General features: G+C 41.7%; 17 protein-coding genes and 1 pseudogene. 6 read left to right on the forward strand and 12 right to left on the reverse strand.

The features are described 5' to 3' along the window. Positions 1–102, reverse strand: a pseudogene (locus CXF82_RS22695) (MarR family transcriptional regulator); the annotation flags it as partial. Between the two features lie 148 nt (positions 103–250). Here CXF82_RS22695 and CXF82_RS02520 point away from each other — a divergent pair. Together CXF82_RS02520 and CXF82_RS02525 are read left to right on the forward strand one after the other, a co-directional pair. After that, on the forward strand, positions 251–1,033 hold the full coding sequence (locus tag CXF82_RS02520; RefSeq protein WP_102043621.1) for a type 2 periplasmic-binding domain-containing protein: 783 nt from the start codon (positions 251–253) through the stop codon (positions 1,031–1,033). A gap of 153 nt (positions 1,034–1,186) precedes the next feature. Beyond that, entirely contained in the window at positions 1,187–2,290 is a 1,104-nt protein-coding gene (locus CXF82_RS02525; RefSeq protein WP_101091200.1) for a phosphoribosylaminoimidazolesuccinocarboxamide synthase, read from the forward strand. Positions 2,291–2,378: 88 nt separating this feature from the next. Here the strand turns inward: CXF82_RS02525 and lpxM are convergent, their stop codons facing one another. The 4 genes from lpxM to pheS form a co-directional block, all read right to left on the reverse strand. Next, positions 2,379–3,335: a lauroyl-Kdo(2)-lipid IV(A) myristoyltransferase gene (gene lpxM, locus CXF82_RS02530; RefSeq protein ID WP_101091239.1), complete on the reverse strand. Its 957-nt coding sequence runs from the start codon at positions 3,333–3,335 to the stop codon at positions 2,379–2,381. 78 nt (positions 3,336–3,413) lie between these two features. Continuing rightward, positions 3,414–3,710, reverse strand: a complete 297-nt coding sequence (gene ihfA / locus CXF82_RS02535) for an integration host factor subunit alpha (protein WP_101091201.1) — start codon at positions 3,708–3,710, stop codon at positions 3,414–3,416. A gap of 4 nt (positions 3,711–3,714) precedes the next feature. Further along, positions 3,715–6,102, reverse strand: a complete 2,388-nt coding sequence (gene pheT / locus CXF82_RS02540; protein ID WP_102040000.1) for a phenylalanine--tRNA ligase subunit beta — start codon at positions 6,100–6,102, stop codon at positions 3,715–3,717. Between the two features lie 15 nt (positions 6,103–6,117). Beyond that, positions 6,118–7,101, reverse strand: coding sequence for a phenylalanine--tRNA ligase subunit alpha (gene pheS, locus CXF82_RS02545; protein ID WP_101091203.1), 984 nt, complete (start codon positions 7,099–7,101; stop codon positions 6,118–6,120). A gap of 428 nt (positions 7,102–7,529) precedes the next feature. Between pheS and CXF82_RS02550 the strand changes: the two genes are divergently transcribed. Further along, positions 7,530–9,023: a methyl-accepting chemotaxis protein gene (locus CXF82_RS02550; RefSeq protein ID WP_102043622.1), complete on the forward strand. Its 1,494-nt coding sequence runs from the start codon at positions 7,530–7,532 to the stop codon at positions 9,021–9,023. A 202-nt stretch (positions 9,024–9,225) separates the two neighbouring features. Next, a complete protein-coding gene (locus CXF82_RS02555) occupies positions 9,226–11,835 on the forward strand; it encodes a PDC sensor domain-containing protein (RefSeq protein WP_102039998.1) in 2,610 nt (869 codons plus the stop codon). Positions 11,836–11,886: 51 nt separating this feature from the next. On the opposite strand, the gene CXF82_RS02560 is transcribed toward CXF82_RS02555, so the two are convergent. The 7 genes from CXF82_RS02560 to speA form a co-directional block, all read right to left on the reverse strand. Beyond that, positions 11,887–12,762: a putative ATP-dependent zinc protease gene (locus CXF82_RS02560; RefSeq protein ID WP_101091206.1), complete on the reverse strand. Its 876-nt coding sequence runs from the start codon at positions 12,760–12,762 to the stop codon at positions 11,887–11,889. Between the two features lie 608 nt (positions 12,763–13,370). Next, positions 13,371–13,724 (reverse strand): DUF3802 family protein, encoded by a 354-nt coding sequence (locus CXF82_RS02570; RefSeq protein ID WP_101091208.1) that lies wholly within the window; start codon positions 13,722–13,724, stop codon positions 13,371–13,373. Between the two features lie 113 nt (positions 13,725–13,837). After that, complete coding sequence (locus tag CXF82_RS02575; RefSeq protein ID WP_102043623.1) at positions 13,838–14,413, reverse strand: YceI family protein; 576 nt, start codon at positions 14,411–14,413, stop codon at positions 13,838–13,840. A 195-nt stretch (positions 14,414–14,608) separates the two neighbouring features. Next, positions 14,609–15,250 carry a pyridoxamine 5'-phosphate oxidase gene (pdxH, locus tag CXF82_RS02580; protein WP_101091210.1) on the reverse strand — a complete coding sequence of 214 codons (642 nt, stop codon included), beginning with the start codon at positions 15,248–15,250 and terminating at the stop codon, positions 14,609–14,611. Between the two features lie 71 nt (positions 15,251–15,321). Further along, entirely contained in the window at positions 15,322–16,251 is a 930-nt protein-coding gene (speB, locus tag CXF82_RS02585) for an agmatinase (protein ID WP_101091211.1), read from the reverse strand. A gap of 24 nt (positions 16,252–16,275) precedes the next feature. Further along, positions 16,276–17,196 carry an adenosylmethionine decarboxylase gene (locus tag CXF82_RS02590; protein WP_102039997.1) on the reverse strand — a complete coding sequence of 307 codons (921 nt, stop codon included), beginning with the start codon at positions 17,194–17,196 and terminating at the stop codon, positions 16,276–16,278. An 87-nt stretch (positions 17,197–17,283) separates the two neighbouring features. Next, complete coding sequence (speA, locus tag CXF82_RS02595; protein WP_102043624.1) at positions 17,284–19,194, reverse strand: biosynthetic arginine decarboxylase; 1,911 nt, start codon at positions 19,192–19,194, stop codon at positions 17,284–17,286. A 537-nt stretch (positions 19,195–19,731) separates the two neighbouring features. Here speA and CXF82_RS02600 point away from each other — a divergent pair. Both CXF82_RS02600 and CXF82_RS02605 read left to right on the forward strand, forming a co-directional pair. Then, positions 19,732–20,565 carry a CvfB family protein gene (locus tag CXF82_RS02600; RefSeq protein WP_101091214.1) on the forward strand — a complete coding sequence of 278 codons (834 nt, stop codon included), beginning with the start codon at positions 19,732–19,734 and terminating at the stop codon, positions 20,563–20,565. 128 nt (positions 20,566–20,693) lie between these two features. Then, positions 20,694–20,797: DUF480 domain-containing protein (locus CXF82_RS02605; RefSeq protein WP_145991648.1), on the forward strand; the 104-nt coding region annotated here is incomplete at its 3' end.

Here is a 20,797-nt window from a genome sequence, read left to right on the forward strand (position 1 = left end):
AGGCTCTTTCCAAAGCACCATCATCACACAATACTGTGGATACGTCAGCGACAACTCATCTAATAAGGGTCGATATGCGAGGATGAAAGCATCAGTCGAGATGTATTATGTTTTTTTTTCATGCAGAAGACGGCATAGGGGATGGGAGTCCGTCTCGTGGGGTCGTAGATGTGTATCAGTGCCAGGTTACATCCAATAAAATAGTCGATATACTTATCGCGAATGAGCCACCTCTTATTAGGGATTAGCCATGAGCCGTATGATCAACTCACTTGCCTTAATTACAGCGCTTTTATGTACACTGTTTAGTCAGTCTGTTACCGCTGAAAAACTCACTTACCTGATCATAGCGGAACAAGCAGAGCCGTTTCAAATCAACAGTGTGACCGACCATGTGCAGTCAGGGACCATCACTGACATCGTTAAATTTATTGCACAGAAAAAGTCACTTGAAATTGACCATCAGATCATGCCATTCAAACGCTACCTTTACGAGATCAAGCAACAGTCCTACCCTAATTGGATAAGTTATGGCTCACCTACATGGCGTGCTGCCGATGATCATATGGCACAAAGCAAACGTCTTTCAAAACAGGTTTTATTCAGCGCAGAACATATTATGGTGTCGCTAAAGAGTCAGCATGATTCCCCATTGAATATTAACGATGTAGTCGACAAAACCGTTATCCTGCTAAAAGGATTTGATTACCCTGGCCTAACACCCATAATCCAACAGAATGCGATGAATACACTTGAACTTAACAGCCACAAAAGTGCACTTCTTGCCCTTAAAAATGGTCGAGGGGATCTGTTTATCGAAATGAAGAGTCGGGTTTTGTATAGCATTAGACAGCACCAGATAGATGCATCCACCTTTAATTTTACAGATATTCCTGATGCTATCGCACCTGTCGACATTCACTTAAGTTACGGTGATGCCGTACCGCAGGAGCTTATCGACTCGATTGATCTACAAATTTTGCAGATGAAAGCTAACGGTGAGATAGCAAGAATTATCAGTCATTATCAATGAGTCTCACTCTTAGTTAGGTGATGTTATTTTCTTTTATTAAGAACACTGTTTTCTACTGACATAAAACAGCGCTTGTCATAGTGTTGCCAATTCTAAGTTCTGATACAATCTGCGCCACTAAAATGAAGCTTCTTAATAATAAAAGTGTGCCCTATGAATCTTGCCGATAAAGTTTTAGTCGTAAATGACAACCTTCCCATCCGTACCGACAAACCTGTCCATTCTGGTAAAGTTCGCAGTGTTTACTGGTTAACAGCAGAAGACAGCGCTCGCTTAATCAAAGATAAAGGCTATGACGTTCCCTCTGACGCCCCATTAGCAATAATGGTGATCAGTGATCGTATATCTGCTTTTGATTGCGTATGGCAAGGTGAGAACGGTTTAAATGGTGTTCCTGGTAAAGGAACAGCATTAAACGCGATTTCAAACCACTGGTTTAAGTTATTTAAAGAGAAAGGCTTGGCTGATAGCCATATCCTTGATATTCCTCACCCGCTGGTATGGATTGTCCAAAAAGCACGCCCAGTGATGATTGAAGCGATTGCCCGCCAATACATTACCGGTTCAATGTGGCGCGCTTATAGCAAAGGTGAACGAGAGTTTTGCGGGATCACGCTGCCTGAAGGTTTAGAGAAAGACCAAAAACTGCCTGAGATCCTTATCACTCCTTCAACTAAAGGGGTGTTAACTGGCCTTGAAGGCGTACCTGAAGCTGATGATGTCAATGTATCTCGTCGTGACATAGAACGTCATTATAAGGGCTTTAAATTCAGCAATACTGATGACATCGATCTTTATGAGAAATTGCTTTCTGAAGGCTTTGATGTGATAAGCGAAGCATTAGCAGAGCAAGATCAGATTTTTGTTGATACCAAATTTGAGTTTGGCTATGTCCATGACGCAGCTGGCAACGAAAAACTCATCTATATGGATGAAGTCGGCACCCCAGATAGCTCACGTATTTGGGATGGTAGTTCTCATCGTGACGGTAAGATCATTGAGCAATCAAAAGAAGGCTTTAGACAGTGGCTGCTAAACCACTTCTCTGATGCGGATATCTTACTCAATAAAAACCGCATGGAAGAGCGTTTCTCACTCGCTAAAGACAACAAACTGCCAGAATCGGTAATGATGGATATCTCAAATACCTACGTTGGTATTGCAGAGAAAGTGATCGGTAAGAAACTTCACATAAGTGAAAACCCAAAGCAAGAGATCATTGATACTTTGCGCAATGAGTATCAACTTATCGTTTAAGCTCGATTGGGTTTAACGTTCAGTATTAATATATAGCAAAAAGCCGCAATTAATATTGCGGCTTTTTAATGGTGTGTGACCAGAGTCATTATTGCTTACGTGGCTTCTTTTTATAAATAGACTCTTCGCCTTCAGGACGTGTTTTTAAGACTTTAAGAAACCACATATATTGTTCAGGGTAAGCTAATATGACTTGCTCTACCGCTTTATTCAATGCAATCGCTTCATTCTCTTTCCCCTGCATGCTGTCAGGTGCGATGGCCGGCATCACCGTTAACTCATACTGACGCTTAGTTTGGTCATAACCAATCTTGACCGGCATCACTTGCGCATTTCCTGCTTGAGCTAGACGGCCAACCACGGGCAGCGTTGCTTTAGTCGTGCCGAGAAATGGCGCAAAGATACTTTTATCGGGTCCAAGATCTTCATCGGGTAGATAAAAAAAGCTGTTGTTGCGCTTTAATTCTGAGAGCAATGCTCTAATCCCCGCCTCACGCATATAGATGTTGCCACCTTGCGAGCTGCGCATACGATTATTAAACCAGTTAAAGAGGTCATTCTTGTGGGCTTTAGCCATAGAGACCATAGGTAAATCAAGATTTAGGCGCAGACCTGCATACTCAATACCCCACACATGCGGCATGATAAAAATCACCGGTTGCCCAGCTGCGGTTGCTTGCTCAACATGCTCAAAGCCAATAAGTTTAACTCTGTTACGAATATTTTGACGAGACTTAACTAACAGCTCTGATTGAGCTAGCAAAATCATTACAAAATTTTCGACATTATCTCGAATCAACCCCTCTATCTCATCATCCGATTTATGAGGGAAACAGGTCGTTAAATTTGCTCTTGCAACTTCAATAGGCTTTACCGCAATTTTCATTACGAGTTTAGCCAACTGACGCGCGATGGGATCTCTTAACCACGCAGGCATAAGGCCAAAAAGCACTAACACTAATATCGCTACCCAAGTAAGCCAATACTTAGGGTGTAATAAAGATAGCCTGAAGCGACGGTCAAAATATTTAGGTTTTCTAGACAAACGCAAAACCTCGTTAGCAGATGAATAACAGAAAAAGCCACTCAATTGAGTGGCCTCTTCATCACGATGCTAGTGCAATTACTTCTTTGCGTTAGCTTCTTCGACGCGACTTTTCAGCTTTTGTCCTGGACGGAACGTCACAACACGGCGCGCTGAAATAGGGATATCTTCTCCCGTCTTTGGGTTCCTTCCCGGTCTTTGATTCTTATCTCTCAGGTCGAAATTGCCAAAGCCAGATAGCTTGACCTGCTCACCACTTTCAAGGGCTTGACGAACTTCTTCGAAAAACGTCTCTACCATCTCTTTCGCTACTCTCTTATTGATACCTAGCGTTTCAAAAAGATGTTCTGCCATTTCGGCTTTGGTAAGTGCCATACTTTTAGTCCCTCAACGATGCGTTGAACTCGTCTTTCAAAGAAGAAACCACCACATCTACCATCGCTGCGATCTCTTTCTCTTCAAGTGTACGAGAGTTATCTTGTAATAAGAGTGCGATTGCAAGGCTCTTTTTGCCTTCCTCTACACCTTTACCTTGGTATACATCAAACAAGTTTATGCCAACCAACTGATTTTCGCCAACTTTTCTTATCATTTTTACAACATCAGCCGCTGCAACAGAGTCATCGACTACGATGGCGATGTCACGACGGTTCGCTGGAAACTTAGATACAGTCTGGGCTAGCGGTAAATTAGCATGCAATAACGCGTCTAATTCGAGCTCGAAAATAATTGTTTTGCCATTAAGGCCAAATGGCTTCTCAAGGGTCGGATGAACCGTGCCTATGATACCAATAACACAATCATTTCTCAATATTTCAGCACATTGGCCCGGATGAAGCGCTGGATGTGATGCTGCTCTAAAGCTAAATTCACTGTCCGCAACCGTTAATCCGATGACGGCTTCGAGATCACCTTTTAGATCGAAGAAATCAACGGTATTTGATTCCATTGACCAGTGCTCATCATTCTGATTACCTGAAATAACCGCGGCAAGCATAGGTTGCTGTGACACACCAGAGTCTGCCGTTGCATTGGGGATGAAACGCAGGCCGCTTTCAAATAATCTAACGCGATTTTGCTGACGGCTTTGGTTATAACCGACTGCCGATAAAAGACCGGTAAACATCGATAAACGCATTGCTGACATTTCAACCGAAATAGGATTCGGTAAAATCATCGCCTCTGCACCAGGGTGCAGCAGATTCTGTTGTTTAGGATCTACAAAACTATAAGTAACCGCTTCTTGGAAACCACGTGCAACCAACATGCTACGAACACGTTTAAGACTGATATCAGACTCATTGTGATCAGACATGCTTAGTTGCGCAATTGGTGCAATATTTGGAATATTGTTATAACCGTAGATACGAGCAACTTCTTCAATTAAATCTTCTTCAATTGCCATATCAAAACGGTAAGTCGCTGTAGTAACGCTCCACTGTCCTTCACTAACGTCAACCGCAAAGCCAAGACGCTCTAGAATTTCAGTGACATCGCTATCTTCAATATGGTGACCTAAAATGCGATCTAACTTGCTGCGACGCAATACTATTTGTACTGGTTGTGGCAAGTTAGCGTCAGATTTAGCTTCAACGACAGGGCCCGCTTCACCACCACAAATATCAAGCACGAGACGGCTGGCGCGATCCATTACTTTATGTTGCAACTCTGGGTCAACACCACGTTCAAAACGGTGTGATGCATCTGTGTGCAAACCAATTTTACGAGCTTTACCTAAAATGGCTAAAGGTGCGAAGAATGCGCACTCAAGCATAATGTCGGTAGTTTCAGCAGTAACACCTGAGTACTCGCCGCCAAATACGCCAGCAAGTGCTAATGGTTTAACCTGATCGGCAATAATCAACATACCTTCAGGGATAGTGATCTCATTACCATCAAGTAATGTCAGCTTCTCTTCACCATTAGGTTTGCGAACCTGAATACCGCCTTCCAATTTAGCATTATCAAATGCATGCATTGGCTGACCAAACTCAATCAACACGAAGTTAGTGATATCAACAATCGGGTCAATTGAACGAATGCCACTACGACGTAGCTTTTCTTGCATCCAAAGAGGGGTAGCCGCTTTAACGTCGACATTTTTGATAACGCGACCTAAATAACGTCCACACTCTTGCTCAGCTTGAAGATCAATACTCACTTCATCGCTAATGGTTGCCGTAACCGCTTCCCAAGTTGGTTCAGTAACCGCTTGACGGTTTAATACACCCACTTCACGAGCCAAACCCGCCATACCTAAACAATCGGCACGGTTAGCGGTTAAATCTACATCAATAACCGCATCATCAAGTTGCAGATATTCACGAATATCTTGACCGATAGGCGCATCGGTTGGTAACTCAATAATACCATCACTTTCAATGTCGATACCTATCTCGCCGTATGAGCAAAGCATACCGAAAGAAGGTTCGCCACGGAGTTTTGCTTTTTTGATTTTAAAATCACCAGGCAAAACAGCACCAACCATTGCAACGGCAACTTTAAGGCCTAAACGACAATTTGGAGCACCACAAACAATGTCGATTAGCTCTTCACTACCCACATTAATTTTAGTCACGCGGAGTTTATCCGCGTCAGGATGCTGACCACACTCTACAACTTCACCTACTATTACACCGCTAAATTCTGCAGCAACAGTATCAATACCGTCGACTTCAAGACCCGCCATCGTAATTTGGTGTGCTAATTCTTCACGATTAACGCTTGGGTTAACCCATTCACGAAGCCAAGATTCGCTAAATTTCATGCTATACAGCTCCGTTTATTTAAATTGCTTAAGGAAGCGAAGATCATTTTCAAAGAAAGAACGTAAATCATTCACGCCATAGCGCAACATTGATAAACGTTCGACACCCATACCGAAGGCGAAACCAGAGTATATTTCTGGATCAATCCCCACGCTACGCAGTACATTTGGATGTACCATGCCGCAACCAAGCACTTCTAACCATTTACCATTTTTACCCATTACATCCACTTCTGCTGAAGGCTCAGTGAATGGAAAGTAAGATGGACGGAAACGCACTTCTAAGTCTTCTTCAAAGAAATTACGTAAGAAATCGTGCAATATCCCTTTAAGCTCTGCGAAGTTAACCTTCTCAGCAACCAACAAACCTTCAACTTGATGGAACATTGGCGTATGTGTTTGATCGTAATCGTTACGGTATACACGGCCAGGAGAGATAATACGCAGTGGAGGCTTTTCATGCTCCATAGTACGGATCTGTACACCAGATGTTTGAGTACGCAACATCACTTTCGGATTAAAATAGAAAGTATCGTGATCAGCACGCGCTGGGTGATGCTCTGAAATGTTCAATGCATCGAAGTTATGAAAGTCATCTTCAATTTCTGGACCATCTTTAACTGTAAACCCAAGTTCACCGAAGAAGCTCTCAATACGCTCAATCGTACGAGTAACGGGGTGCAGTCCACCGGTCTCGATATGACGCCCAGGTAGGCTCACATCAATACTCTCAGCTTTCAACTGCGCTTCAAGCTCTGCCGCTTTCAATCCATCGATGCGTGTAGACAGTTGCTGTTGAACCGCTTGTTTAGCTTGGTTCACAGCTTGACCAAAGGCCGGTTTCTCTTCTGGGGGTAGTTTCCCCATCATCTTCATCATGTCAGTGATTTTACCTTTCTTACCAAGGTAATCGACACGGAGGTCATCAAGCGCTTTTAAATCTGTAGCGTCTTTGATGGCGGCTAAGGCCTGTTCTACGATCTCTGTTAACTGTGACATCATCTCTTCCAGTGCATGTAGGAAAACCTACGAGTCTTCGGGCTTACATATTTTCTTAGGTGAAAATAGAAAAAGACACAAATTTTACGCGAGCAAACCCTATTTTACTAGGGTTAATTACGCCTTTTTATAAGCTAACTGTTTATTTTGCTTAGTCCTTGTTCGAGTACAAACCACTCCTATTCGCTCGCGTTGTAAAATTTGCGCCCCTTTGCGTAGATATAAGCGGGTTATTATTCTGCCTCAAAGGTACTCTATCGCGATTAGTTAACATCAGAAAACCCAAGCTATATAACAGATTCAATTACTTAACCCATCTAAAGAACAAAAAAACCACAAACAGATATGAATCTGTAACACATTGGTAAAGTAATTATTGTTTTTGCCGATAAATAATATGGTCGCCGTTCTAGGATTGAGAGAAAATTATGAAAGAAGTTAAGTTTCGCTGGGTCGATAAATACCTTATCCATATGACGTTAAAATCAAAATTTGCTGTTATGGCAATAATTCCTATTTTAACTTTGATAGGTTTCACGCTCGTATTAAGTCATCATTTCGATGAAAACCTACAACAATCTCAACTGATACAAGCTCAGCAATATAATCAAAAAATGAGCGATGCGCTCGACAAAGCCTATCAATTTGTTGCAGATGAAGACAAACAACCTTTTTTAAATGCGTTGAACGGTGATATCAGCCTATATGATGAGAATGAGGCTACGCGAGATGCCAAATCCTTAGCAAGTCAGGGCGGAGGAGCTCAAGTACAAGGTAACCGTATTAAAAGTGTCAGCCGCAGCCAAAACGGCTTGATAACGGTATCGAATATTGCATTAGAGCAAGAGAGCAGCAACGGTTATTTTATCTACGGTACGCTTGCTGGATTGATTCTGTTAATTTTAATCACCAGTTATTATATCTCTAGCTTTGTCGGTGGCGCGTTATACACCAATGTTATGGCGTTAAAGAGAGCAGCTGATGGCGATCTCACCGGTCGACTTAACTTTTTTGAAGTCAAAGATGAGTTTAGTATCTTAGCGATTAGTATCGATACCTTGGTTGATCGGCAGCATAAGCTGGTCACTCAAATGACCCATGCCAACACCCAGATCCGTAACGTAGTGCAAGCATTTAGAGATACAGCTCAAGAAGGCCAATCGCTGGCAATGAACCAAAGGCAGCATTTAGACTCTCTTGCGACCGCAATGGAAGAGATGACAGCCGCAGTGAAAGAGGTTGCCCGCAATGCAGAACAGTCGTCTATAGAAACCCAAGAAGCAAATAACCAAGTTGATGCAGGCTCTCGAGACATAGCTGTAACAGTGGATGCTATTGGTGGCCTCAGTAATGAAATTGCGCAAGCGTCTGATGCTGTCAATAATCTTAACGAAAATGCCGCAAAAATTGATGAAGTAGTTACGACCATTAATGCTATTTCCGAGCAAACTAACCTGCTCGCGTTAAATGCTGCAATTGAAGCCGCAAGAGCAGGAGAACAAGGTCGAGGTTTCGCCGTCGTCGCTGACGAAGTCAGAACGCTAGCAGGACGAACTCAAGCCGCGACAGTTGAGATAAAATCGATGATCGAGGCGCTTCAATCTGGTTCGAGAAATCTAAAACATGTCATGGGCCGTACGGTCGAAAAGGCTGAAGAAGGTAAAAAACATGTGCTTGATACCGGTAACGATCTTCAAGGCATTGCGCATCATAGTGCTAAGGTCTACGAAATGAGCATATTGATTGCAACATCCGCCGATGAACAATCTGCCGTTGCCAATGAAATTGCAACCAACTTAATGGAGATCCGCAATCAATCCCATGATGTTGAACAATCCGCTAATCAATCCGTTGCAGGCTGCGATGAACTGCACGCAACAGCGGAACAACTTGATACATTGTTGATAGGGCTCAAAATATAGTTAACATTGTTAATATAAAAAAGGGTAGCACTTTAGTGCTGCCCTTTTTTGTGTCACTATCTAAATTGTTACAATCCTAATAGTGTATTGTTTTACAATAATTTAACAAGGCTTGTATACTTGACCTATCGTTTCAATTTTATCCTTAAACAGTATGGATGCTCGTTAAGGAAGCAACTCACTATTTGAGCGTAACTTTAGCATGCAAAATCGTAAGAACCGCCCCCCTAAATTGACTGATTGGCGTAAAAGTTTACCGATGAAATTCATGTTCATCCAACTCGCGGTGGCTACAATCATCATCTTAGCCAGTGTTTGGTTTCTTAAGTCTATTGAAATAAATCGACTCATTGATAATCAGCAAACATTGAATATTAATGTCGGTAAAGCGATTACAGCAACTTTGCAGCAAAAAACCAATCGAATTGAACGTTTAGCCGTCTCCATTAGCGCGCTTGGTGAGCTGTACCAGCACAACCCTTCTCTTTTAGACGAAAGTATTCCAGCATTACTCGATCAGTTAGGCCAAGAAGCGGTTATTCTCGGCGGTGGAGTTTGGCCCGAGCCCAAGGCTTTTGACAAAGATAAACGTAAAGATAGCCATTTCTGGGCACGCAACCCCAGCGGGAAACTGCTCAAAGTTGACGATTATAACCAAGACGACAACCCTAATTACTACCAAGAAAACTGGTATATCCCAGCAAAGTATTACCCAGCAGACACGACATATTGGTCTAAATCTTATATCGACCCTTTTACACAAGATCCCATGATTACCGCCTCGGTGCCGATGTGGTCTCATCATGAGTTTATTGGCGTATCTACCGTTGATGTTGCGCTATCGAGTCTCGACGGTTTTTTCAAAACAGCCCTATCTGGACAAAGAGGCTATGTATTTGCACTGGATCAGCAAAATAGGCTGCTCTCATTCCCAAGCCTAGATACTGATCTTACTGAAGAGGGAGTCCTAAAGCGTTTATTTCAACCTTTTGCTGATTTCACCGAGCAATATGAGTCGTTCAAACCACTGCAAGCTAGAATAGATGAAATCGACGCAGAGTTTATGCGCCAAGCCAATATAGACAAGGCTTACACTGCAAAGCAACTTGAAAATGTTACGGCAAATATCCCGCCAAATGAACGTGCCAAACTTACCGCGCTGATTAACCAAAATGCAAAAAACAAACTGCAAAGTGTTCAATTAATTGCCAGCATAGAGCTCGACAATGATCCGCAACTGCAAGAGCCTGTTATTGTCACCGTTTTCTTAATGCCGGGGACTTATTGGAAAATAATCCTTGTGACGCCATTAACAGCGGTAGAAACCAGCGCTAAGTCGATGGCGAGTTCCGTAGGTCTTTATTTAGTGGGCATTCAGATTTTTGCACTGATGTTGTTATTCATTTTGCAAAACAAACTCTTTATTAACCCCATTAGTCGAATGGTGAACGCACTCAACAATAGCAACTCGGCATTAATTGAGCTTGAAAGCAATAATCGAAAAGATGAGATTGGCATGCTCGCAAAAGCATTCAGTTCCCGCACGCACCAATTAGAGATAGCCCTGGCCAGTTTAGATGCCACCAACCTTGCTTTAGAAAAGCAGTTAGAGGTTCAACAGCTAGCACAAGCAGAACTAAAAGAGAGTAAAGAGCAGCTCAATTTAGTATTGAACTCCGCACATAACTTAATATTCATCAAAAATATCAATGGTGAGCTCACACTTGTTAACGATCAATTCTGCCGTACTGTTGCGTTAAATCGAGATGACATTATTGGTGTGAGAGACCATTTAGTATTGCCCAGAGATGTTGCCAAAGTAAATAGCGACAACGATAAGATGGTTCTCACGCAGAAACGAGAACTCAGTTACGAGCAAGCATTCCCAAGTGAAGGCAATTTTCACACCTATTTAGTTACCAAATTTCCAATATTGAACAGTCAACAAGAGGTTGTATCCATAGGCACGATTGCATTTGATATAACCGAAACCAAAAAGCTTGAGCTAAAAAACAAAGCCCAGTTTGAGATCCTCAGGCAAGAAAAGTCCAAAAACATCCGTTTCATTGAAAAATTGGAACAGACCAATAAACGACTACAAGATGAAACGGTACAAGCACGCATACAATCAAATAAGGAGTTTAACTACGAAAAAGTTAAACTTGATAATCAAGCACTATACCCTACCCTAGTGGCAAACCTTGTCAGGCCAATATTTCGACAGCAAGATGAACTCGCAGCCAAGGCTTACCGCTTATCCAATGGTACCCTTAATGCGGCTGATTTTGGTGTAGAACTGACAGAACAGACAGAACGTTTAAGACATTTAGAATACTTACTTTCAGCGCAAGACTATGGGGCTAAGCCAATTGATTTAGTCCAACTATTAGAGCATATCATCGCACTATTACGGCCTAAGTTTGTCGACGCAGATATTGATCTAGAGATCCAAAGTGATAATAGGCTCATCGTAGACGGTATCCATTGGCACTTTTTAATCCTGTTTTATAGGCTCATTAATAACACGTTAACCGATGCGTTTGATCCTCATCAAACGAACAAAAGTATTAAGCTAATTTTGGTGAAACAGAAAAATGAGCTGATCATCACCGTATATGATAATGGCAAAGGATTTACCACAAACCAACGGGATGCATTACAGCTGCAAATTACTGAAAATGAAATTCATGGCACAATATCTACATTGTCGGTGTGGTTGCAAAGTGAGTTTAATGGAAAAGTACAATTGCGCAGCTTGCAGGCTGGAGCTCAATATAAAACACAAATCAGTTGCTCTTTATCGCTGACATAAAAAAACACTCATTAGAGTGCTTTTTTATACGCCTAAAGAGCGTCAATCAAACTACATTGATACATCGACAATATAATGACCTTGTATCCAGTTACGGCCGATTAACAGCTTGTAGGTCATTTTACTTCTATCTCGTAGATTAACTTTAACTTTATATTCTTCACCTAACTCGCCAATGTTGAGTTCAACCATGTAGCGGGTTTCACTGCCTTGCGCGTTGCGAATAAGTGATGTTTCAACGATACGAGATTTTACGACCTTAGACTCACCCTTTTCATTCTCAGTGGTAAAATGAATCACCTTACCGACATTTTTATTCATGTCGGTCTCTTCATTTTCAATCTTAAAGTCGACAGCATGTAAGGAGTTTTCTACCGCTCCCGTATCAATACGAGTTTTAAACATCATACCTGACTCAACAATGCTGATCGGAGCGGTCGGGCCAATATACTTTTTATCAGAAACATCCACTACATAGCGGCCTTTGAGCCAATTACGGCCAATGAGCAATTTATAATCCATATGGCTACGATCACGTAAATTAACTCTTACCTTTCGCTCTTCTCCTTTAAAGCCAACATCTAGGTCGACCATATAGCGTGTTTCTGTGCCTTGAGAATTACTGACTGTCGATGTCTTAACAATCTTAGCTTTTATTCGTTTAGACTGACCCGTTGCGTTTTCGGTCGTAAAGGACAACGTTTTACCGATGTTGTCTTTCATGTTTTTAGCACTTCCACCTTCCACTTTAAGATCGACAGCATGTAAAGAGGTATTCACCGCCCCTGTATCTATACGCGCAACATAGGGTAAATCTGCATGTGCTACAAACATATTCGCTGTAGAGCCAATTACCGCCTTATCATTGGCCTGAACAGATAATGAAGTCATCAAGGTCAAGAGGCACCATCCCATTTTTTTTAGCATCGCTATTCCTAAATATAGTTAAGTCAATTTATGGCTTGTTTGAAGTTATCATAGCAAGAAATCTTACCGTTTGGCGCCAAAGCTGTATCGGAAATGATGCTTATCTCATCGATAAACAATTCAATAAGCTTGAATTTTTATCGATAGCACGCCAACCAAATAAATTTAGCAGCTCAAAGCTGACGTTAGGTTGAACAAAGTGTCTAAACAAGTGCTCAGAAGAAATGAAGAACAAATAGCACCAACAACATAGCAGAAAAGACGCAATGGCATACATACCAGCGCTTATGAAAACTCTGTTTATAGAGCCTAACGTTCCGATAAAACTGCACACCTAGCCAGACAAGGATAAACGGTACAAAAGGGAGAGAGATGACGAGAGGGAAAAAACCCCAGCCTAAGTCCAATGCATTCTGACTGAATAGGCGCAAAAAACACCAAAAAACAAACAAGCAAAAATAAACAAGCAAATGTTGTCCATTTATAGAGCGCTTTAGATTTTCTAGCATCGAATTCTCAATGTTCATAACTGAACATTAGGCCTTATTGAAACAAGCAACAAGGCTAAATAGAGAGAATTCTGTAACGAAATATAAAATCAATTTGCACTATGCTGCCATGAGCTTAGCAATCTCTTGGTCAAACAAGTTCTTGATCAGGCATGAAAACTCTGTAATGAACAATGTCTGTTCAGCAGTTGCTTTATGCGTCGCCACTCTTGCAAGGATCTCTTCAAGATCATACACAATCGAGTCAACCTCTCTAATCACTATGTTTCGCTGAGCAAAGCTCAAAGACGGGTTTTGACCACAAACCATGATAATTTGAGCTGCAAGCTGTTCTTCAAACAGCTCCATAACCGTGTCTTCAGCCGCTGATTGTTGTTGCGAGTTTTCAAATATACCTAAATGTTCAGTCAAATATTGAACAAGGTGCATATACCCGTCTGTATCGGTAACCATATCCCTTCCGAAATATGCAAAGTGCATAAATGATAAAGCGGCTCAAAAAGAGCCGCAAATTCTTTTGGATAAGAATCTTATCTGAGTTTAAAGTGAAATGATATTGCCTAGATCTATTTCTTGAGGTTCAAAATAAAGGAGACTGGCACCGCTTTACTAATTGCCGACAACCCTGCTATCTCGCGCAGCTTTTCAATACCTTGCGTCAAACCGAAGCTGTCTGAATTAACAATCACTGGCATGACACTCGCAACGAGTAGATTAGCGTTAGAAAGCCTAGCAATGCTCACAGTAAAGGGGAGACTCACTTTCTTGCCGTGTAAGTCCACCTGCCCATCAATCGTGGCGATTTTTGACTCTCCAACGGCAATACTATTAAGCAGCTTCTTATCTACTTTGGCAGATAACGTCAGCTTGGGGTATTTATCAACGTCAAACAATAACGACCCCATACGTTCGTCTCTGATCTCAACTTGGGTATCAACACTCGCAAGAGAAATGGTCAACTCAAATTCGCCATTATCATTGAGCGTTCCCGCAATGGTTTTAAAATGGTGAACTTCGGCGATATCGCCTTTTTTAATCGAAATGAAATTGACGTTTGATTCATCATTTGTCACTTTCCAGCTTGCTGCTGACGTGACAAACGATAACGGAATGAGTAGTAATCCAATTATTATATTGTTCATGGTTGCTCCCTCTAGAAAAATAGTGATAGATATCAATATGCAAAACAACATCAGCTGCTAATTTAGCACAAGCGGTTACCTCACACAGTAAATTCTAATTTCACAGTATGTGATTATTTTAGTACATGGGGCGATTTTGCTGCCGTTAAAAGCAAAAATGCCACTTAATGAAGTGGCATTCTTACTAATAAATGACTACGGGGCTAGTCTATCTCGCTGCCATTGACCATCGGCTGATTTAACATAAATAAATCGATCATGCAGCCTGTTCTCGCCGCCCTGCCAAAATTCAATACTTTTTGGTTTAACGATGTAGCCTCCCCAAAACTTTGGCAATGGAACATCGCCATTGGCAAACTTAGCCTTCATCTCGGCGAATTTAGTTTCCAGTGCTTTCCTGGCTGAAATGGGGCTAGATTGCTTGGAAACCCATGCCGCAATTTGACTGTCTTTTGGGCGAGACATGAAGTATTTCACTACTTCCGTCTTTGATAATGGTTCGGCTATACCGGTTATCGCCACTTGTTTTTCTAACGTATGCCAAGGAAATAGCAAGCTTACTTGTGAATTATGAGCAATATGCTGCGCTTTACGGCTCTCAAGGTTGGTAAAAAACACAAAGCCATCATTGCCAAATCTTTTAAGTAAAACAATCCGCTGAAACGGCTGACCACTTTCATCCACAGTGGCAACTGACATTGCGGTTGGATCTTTTATCTCTGAGTCCTTAACCACTTCTAGCCAAGAAGTAAAAAGGTCCATCGGATCATCAGGCACATTCTCACTGTGCATCTCTCCTAGAGAATACTCTCGCCTGATATCGCTTAGCTCTGACATCTATCAATCCTTTCATATTGCATGCAAAAAGAAGTACTGCAGATATTCATGTAAATACCTGTCCCAATAGCTTACTTAACTTTGCCGTTAGAATCAGCCCAAACATGCAATAATTCAAGCCCTAATGTGGCACCTGCCAATGCAGTGATCTCAGCACTATCATACGCTGGTGCGACTTCCACCACATCCATACCAACGATGTTCATACCATTCAAACCACGAATGATTTTCATCGCTTTATCGCTCGTTAGACCACCACATACAGGTGTGCCTGTGCCTGGCGCAAATGCAGGATCTAAGCAATCAATATCAAATGTAACGTACATCGGCATATCGCCGACTCTTTCACGGATTTGTGCGACGATTTGCTCAGCACTTTGATCATTCGCGGCGCCTGCATCAATCACTTTGAAGAGGTGGTTTGATTGATCGTACTCCGTTCTTATACCCACTTGAATAGAGTGTTCTGCAGCAATAAGGCCCTCTTTCGGTGCGTGATAAAACATCGTACCGTGGTCATACTTACTGCCTTGGCTGTAAGTGTCAGTATGCGCATCGAAATGGAGTAACGCCATTTTCCCATGTTTTTTATAGTGAGCACGTAGTAGCGGTAAAGTAACGAAATGATCACCACCGAAACTCAATAGCGCTTTACCAGACTCAACAATTGCCGTAGCAAAATCTTCAACTCGCTTAGTAAAGTCAGCAGAGTCACCACAGTCATAAACAAGATCACCGGCATCAACCACTTTAATGTGATCACTTAGTTTAAATTTCCAAGGCCAGCGTGACTCTTCCCACGCTAAGTTAACGGAGGCTTGACGGATTGCACCCGGTCCCATGCGGCCGCCTGAACGTCCTGTGGTTGCCATATCGAAAGGCAAACCTAACACCACAACATCTGCATCACTCTCTAATGGCTTAAACTCTAATGGCAATCTTAAATAGCCAAACGCATTTGAGTAAAGCGAGTAATCAGGTTTGTCAGCGATAGTAGTCATAAAAGCTCCGTAAAAGGTCTAAATTCACAATATATGAGCTGTTAACTTGTCGCTAGCAGCTTGAATGTAATGTTTATAATTAAAATAATTAGTTGTATTAAGCTGCAGGTCACAACGAGCTACTTCAATATGTTCAGGAAAGCCACTCGTGCTAATTTGTTGATTAACACCGATCACATCCCAACTACGGGGGTGTAAGATATTTAACATGGCGGTGAATATATTGAACGCATACAGCTCAAAGTTCAAGTTCGTTTCAATACTCACATAAGCACTTTGTGCTTGAGGTGTAATATGAACGGTTAAGAACTGTTCGCCATTCAAACCATTTACTGAGTAGCCACAAGGATCGAAAAGGTGATCATCAAAAATGAAATCGGGTAATAATGCGTGTAGATTGAGCAGGCTCAATATCATCGGCTTGATTTGATTGGGTTGACGAAGGTAATCAGCGACCTCGCCTTTGATATGATACATCAACAAACTAGTGCTACTGCTGAGTTTTTCAGTCATTTCGCTGCAAAAAAGATAATGGTGATGACCATCTAAATGACCCACACGATATGCGGTTCCGCTTAGCCTAGATTGTAATTGTTTAGCGTCATCTTCAAAGTGTGTAGATTGAAGGTGAGACAAAAACTCGCTCTTTCTCTGATAGTTAAATGATGAAATATTATCTGCACCGATTTCATCAATCAAAAAAATGCCAGCTTTAACTAGGTTGGTATTACCACATGTAATGAGTAATAGTTTGTTATCCCAAACAAAAAGGCTAGATTCACTTAAGATATAAGCATCACAGTCGTCATTTGACATGACGGAAAGAATATCTGCTCCTGCTAGTGTAAGTCCACGATCCCAGAACGCACGTTCATAGCTTCGTAGTGAACGAACTCCACATTTGACTCGGAGCTCGATTTTCTTTTCTGAACCTTCAAAAAACATCTAGCTACTCTTTTTTGCGTAAAAAATAAGACCAGCGCTGAGTACACTCAACACTGGTCTGATAAAACTCAACATCTATCTAAACGATCAAAAATCTTCTAGATACGTATACCCTTTTAAGCCTAACTGCAGCTCTTCAAGAATACTACTGCGCTCATCTTCATCAATATGCTTATTAACTAATTCTTCGTAAGTTCTCATAAATGAAACCGCTTCCAAATTCACATACCTAAGCACATCTGCGACCGTGTCCCCTTCTAATACCGAATCAATATTAGTGCGGCCATTTTCATCAATTCGAACCACTGCAGAGTTAGTATCGCCAAATAAGTTATGCATGTCGCCTAAGATTTCTTGATATGCCCCGACTAAAAAGAAGCCTATAAGGTAAGGGCTTTCTTGCGTCCAAGCAGGTACTGGCAGCGTGGTTTCAATACCTTGTCCATCAACATATTGATCAACAATACCGTCAGAGTCACAGGTAATATCAAGCATTACCGCGCGGCGTTCAGGTGCTTTATCTAATCCTGAAAGGGGTAATACCGGAAAGACTTGATCAATCCCCCATGCATCAGGCAATGACTGAAACAATGAAAAATTAACAAAGAACTTATCGGCTAACTTTTCGTTTAACTCATCAATAACCGGACGATGGAAACGATATTTCGGACTCATGCTGCCTTGTAACTCATGGCATACACGCAAGTTAATTTGCTCTGCCCAGGCTCTATCTGCAAGGCTCAGTTGTCCTAATGCAAATAGAGAATGCGCTTCACTAAGATCGCTTTGACAGTCATGGAAAATTTCGATTAATGCTCTTTGATCCGCTTTACCACTCACTTCAGTCCAAGATTGCCACATATTTTGTAGCAATTGTGGTGCATCCTCAGCAGGAGGTAAGATGTTTTCCGGCTTATATGACTCAGTACCGATAACATCTGTCAATAATACCGCGTGATGTGCGGTTAAGTAGCGGCCAGATTCTGAGATAATCCTCGGCATCGGCTGCTCATATTCTTTACACATATCATTAAGCACGCTAACGATATTGTTGGCATACTCAGTTAAACCGTAGTTCATCGAGTTTGCACTTTGACTACGGGTACCGTCGTAATCAACCGCCAGCCCACCGCCAACATCAAAGCACTTAACATTGGCGCCTAGTTTCATTAATTCACAATAAAAACGGCCGGCTTCACTTACGCCTTGGCGAATATCTCGAATATTGGCAATTTGCGATCCTAGATGAAAATGCAATAACTCTAATGAGTCCAACATACCTGCATATTTCAATTCATCGATAACTTTGAGAACTTGTGCGGCTGACAGCCCAAATTTAGACTTTTCGCCGCCACTCGCCTGCCACTTACCTTTGCCTTGAAATGCTAAACGCACTCTTAAGCCGAGTCTCGGCGTCACGCCAAGCTCTTTAGCTTGTTCTAGCACCACTTTAAGCTCAGACATTTTCTCAAGCACAATGTAAACCTTATGCCCAAGCTTCTCGCCAATTAATGCTAAGCGAATATATTCTTTATCTTTATAACCATTGCAGATAATCACAGAGCTGGCTTTTTGAGCCATTGCAAGAACAGCCATTAATTCAGGCTTACTTCCCGCCTCAAGCCCTAATTGCGGCACTTCTTTTTCAACCTGACTCGCCAAGATCTCTTCAACAACCGTTTGTTGTTGATTCACCTTAATCGGGTAGACTAATAGATAGTCAGCTTCATATTGGTACTTTTGAATCGCCTGATTAAACGCCTGGCACAGACTATTAACTCTGTGATGAAGGATCTGTGGAAATCGAACTAAAACAGGCAGAGCAACGCCCGCTTTAACCATGTCTTTGGCAAGTTCATTTAACCCAATTTTACAATCAGGACGACTAGGATCTGGAGAGGCTGTCACTTCTCCCTCATCACTAATACCATAGAGCCCTTGGCTCCAATAGTTTACGTTGTAACTTGCACGTGCATCATCAATAGACCAATTGCTCATATTTTCCTAACCTGCCTATTTAACCTATATAACGTCAAACAAAGCCCATTGCTCCATTTAACCATCTTATTACTCTGTGCCATTCACGAAAAAATGACTAACTCTATGTCCTGTGCTGCTGCACTTACCGCCTTTACGCGCACTAAAATCTGACGTTGCTAGCTGATAAACATAGCATGTAAAACGCGTGGGTTGAATTCATCACTGCGTTTTTGTCGGTGGTAACCTTGTTAAACACCGAGCAAACATTACGTATTATTAACGCTATTTGACCGTGTTTTTTGGGGCGCAATTAAACCTTGAGGAGTTGAATAAATCAAGCTTAACCTTAAGGATCTAAGCAAAAATATTCGTATCGCTTGACCTAACGGACCAAACCATGACCACAACAACAAAACGCCCCCTAAAATGACCTCATTTATTCAGGCTAAATCACATCTTCTCTGTATTAGTGCATTGTGACTAAAGCATATTGAAATGAATTCCACTATAATCGCTGCAGAAGTTAGTTGTCATAGTTAAAAAGTAGAGAGAAACATGATTGAGATAGGCAAACCCTGCAAGCTCGAAGTTGTCAAACAAGTTGAATTTGGCGTTTATTTAGATGCCAAGGACTTAGGTCAGGTGCTGCTCCCGAGCAAAGTCGTCCCGAAAGAGTGCCATGTCGGCGATATGGTCAACGTGTTTCTCTATTTAGATTCTGAAGACATGGTTATTGCAACGACTAAACGTGCATTAGGACAAGTAGGCCAGTTTGCCTTTTTGGAAGCAAAAGTGAATGGTCCCTACGGATGTTTTCTTGATTGGGGATTAGACAAAGATCTACTGCTACCTTTTGGCGAGCAACATCGTGAAATTGAAGAAGGTAAATCATACCTTGTCTATATCTATACCAGTCACGTTGATGACCGCATTGTAGCCTCCTCCAAAGTCGATAAGTTCTTAGATTTAACAGAACCTACTTATGAAGACGGTGAAGAAGTGAGTCTTATTATTGGTGGAACCACTGATCTTGGCTTTAAGGCGATAATCAACAATGCACATTGGGGTGTACTTTATACCAATGAAGTCTTCACTCGTCTTAGCTTTGGTCAAAAAATCAAAGGCTTTGTTAAGCGTGTTAGAAGCGATGGTAAAATTGATTTATCTTTGCAGAAAGGCGTCAAAGAAGAGTTAGATCAACATTCAACAACCATCTTATTTAAATTAAAACAAGCTGGCGGTTTTTTACCTCTCAATGATAAAACAGATGCTGAAGTCATATACTCTCAACTTTCTATGAGTAAAAAAGCCTTCAAAAAGAGTATTGGTGGCTTGTATAAGAAAGAGCAGATCACTATCTCACCCGAAGGGATCCGCTTAGTCGATTAATATCTGACTGTGTAGCCTGTATAAACGGCTATAAATACAGCGATTATAGGTGATGTAAGTTAAACCACCTTTGCATTGAAGCATGGCTCTGTTATAACAAAGCCATGCTTTTTTATTAAGGGATCAAAATGGAACTTACTCAACATGAAGCGCGGATTATTGGTGTGCTACTCGAGAAAGAGCTCACCACGCCTGAACAGTACCCTTTATCTCTCAATAGTTTGACGTCCGG

Origin of the sequence: Shewanella sp. GutDb-MelDb (assembly GCF_002836075.1) — a bacterium.
In the GTDB taxonomy this organism is placed as follows: domain Bacteria; phylum Pseudomonadota; class Gammaproteobacteria; order Enterobacterales; family Shewanellaceae; genus Shewanella.

Excerpts from the sequence above, each read along its gene's own strand:
- CXF82_RS02600 (WP_101091214.1), top strand. The coding sequence starts at position 19,732 with ATGATTGAGATAGGCAAACCCTGCAAGCTCGAAGTTGTCAAACAAGTT.
- CXF82_RS02550 (WP_102043622.1), top strand. The coding sequence starts at position 7,530 with ATGAAAGAAGTTAAGTTTCGCTGGGTCGATAAATACCTTATCCATATG.
- speB (WP_101091211.1), bottom strand. The coding sequence starts at position 16,251 with ATGACTACTATCGCTGACAAACCTGATTACTCGCTTTACTCAAATGCG.
- CXF82_RS02525 (WP_101091200.1), top strand. The coding sequence starts at position 1,187 with ATGAATCTTGCCGATAAAGTTTTAGTCGTAAATGACAACCTTCCCATC.
- pheS (WP_101091203.1), bottom strand. The coding sequence starts at position 7,101 with ATGTCACAGTTAACAGAGATCGTAGAACAGGCCTTAGCCGCCATCAAA.
- pheT (WP_102040000.1), bottom strand. The coding sequence starts at position 6,102 with ATGAAATTTAGCGAATCTTGGCTTCGTGAATGGGTTAACCCAAGCGTT.
- CXF82_RS02520 (WP_102043621.1), top strand. The coding sequence starts at position 251 with ATGAGCCGTATGATCAACTCACTTGCCTTAATTACAGCGCTTTTATGT.
- ihfA (WP_101091201.1), bottom strand. The coding sequence starts at position 3,710 with ATGGCACTTACCAAAGCCGAAATGGCAGAACATCTTTTTGAAACGCTA.
- CXF82_RS02570 (WP_101091208.1), bottom strand. The coding sequence starts at position 13,724 with ATGGTTACCGATACAGACGGGTATATGCACCTTGTTCAATATTTGACT.
- CXF82_RS02575 (WP_102043623.1), bottom strand. The coding sequence starts at position 14,413 with ATGAACAATATAATAATTGGATTACTACTCATTCCGTTATCGTTTGTC.
- CXF82_RS02555 (WP_102039998.1), top strand. The coding sequence starts at position 9,226 with ATGCAAAATCGTAAGAACCGCCCCCCTAAATTGACTGATTGGCGTAAA.
- speA (WP_102043624.1), bottom strand. The coding sequence starts at position 19,194 with ATGAGCAATTGGTCTATTGATGATGCACGTGCAAGTTACAACGTAAAC.
- CXF82_RS02590 (WP_102039997.1), bottom strand. The coding sequence starts at position 17,196 with ATGTTTTTTGAAGGTTCAGAAAAGAAAATCGAGCTCCGAGTCAAATGT.
- CXF82_RS02560 (WP_101091206.1), bottom strand. The coding sequence starts at position 12,762 with ATGCTAAAAAAAATGGGATGGTGCCTCTTGACCTTGATGACTTCATTA.
- pdxH (WP_101091210.1), bottom strand. The coding sequence starts at position 15,250 with ATGTCAGAGCTAAGCGATATCAGGCGAGAGTATTCTCTAGGAGAGATG.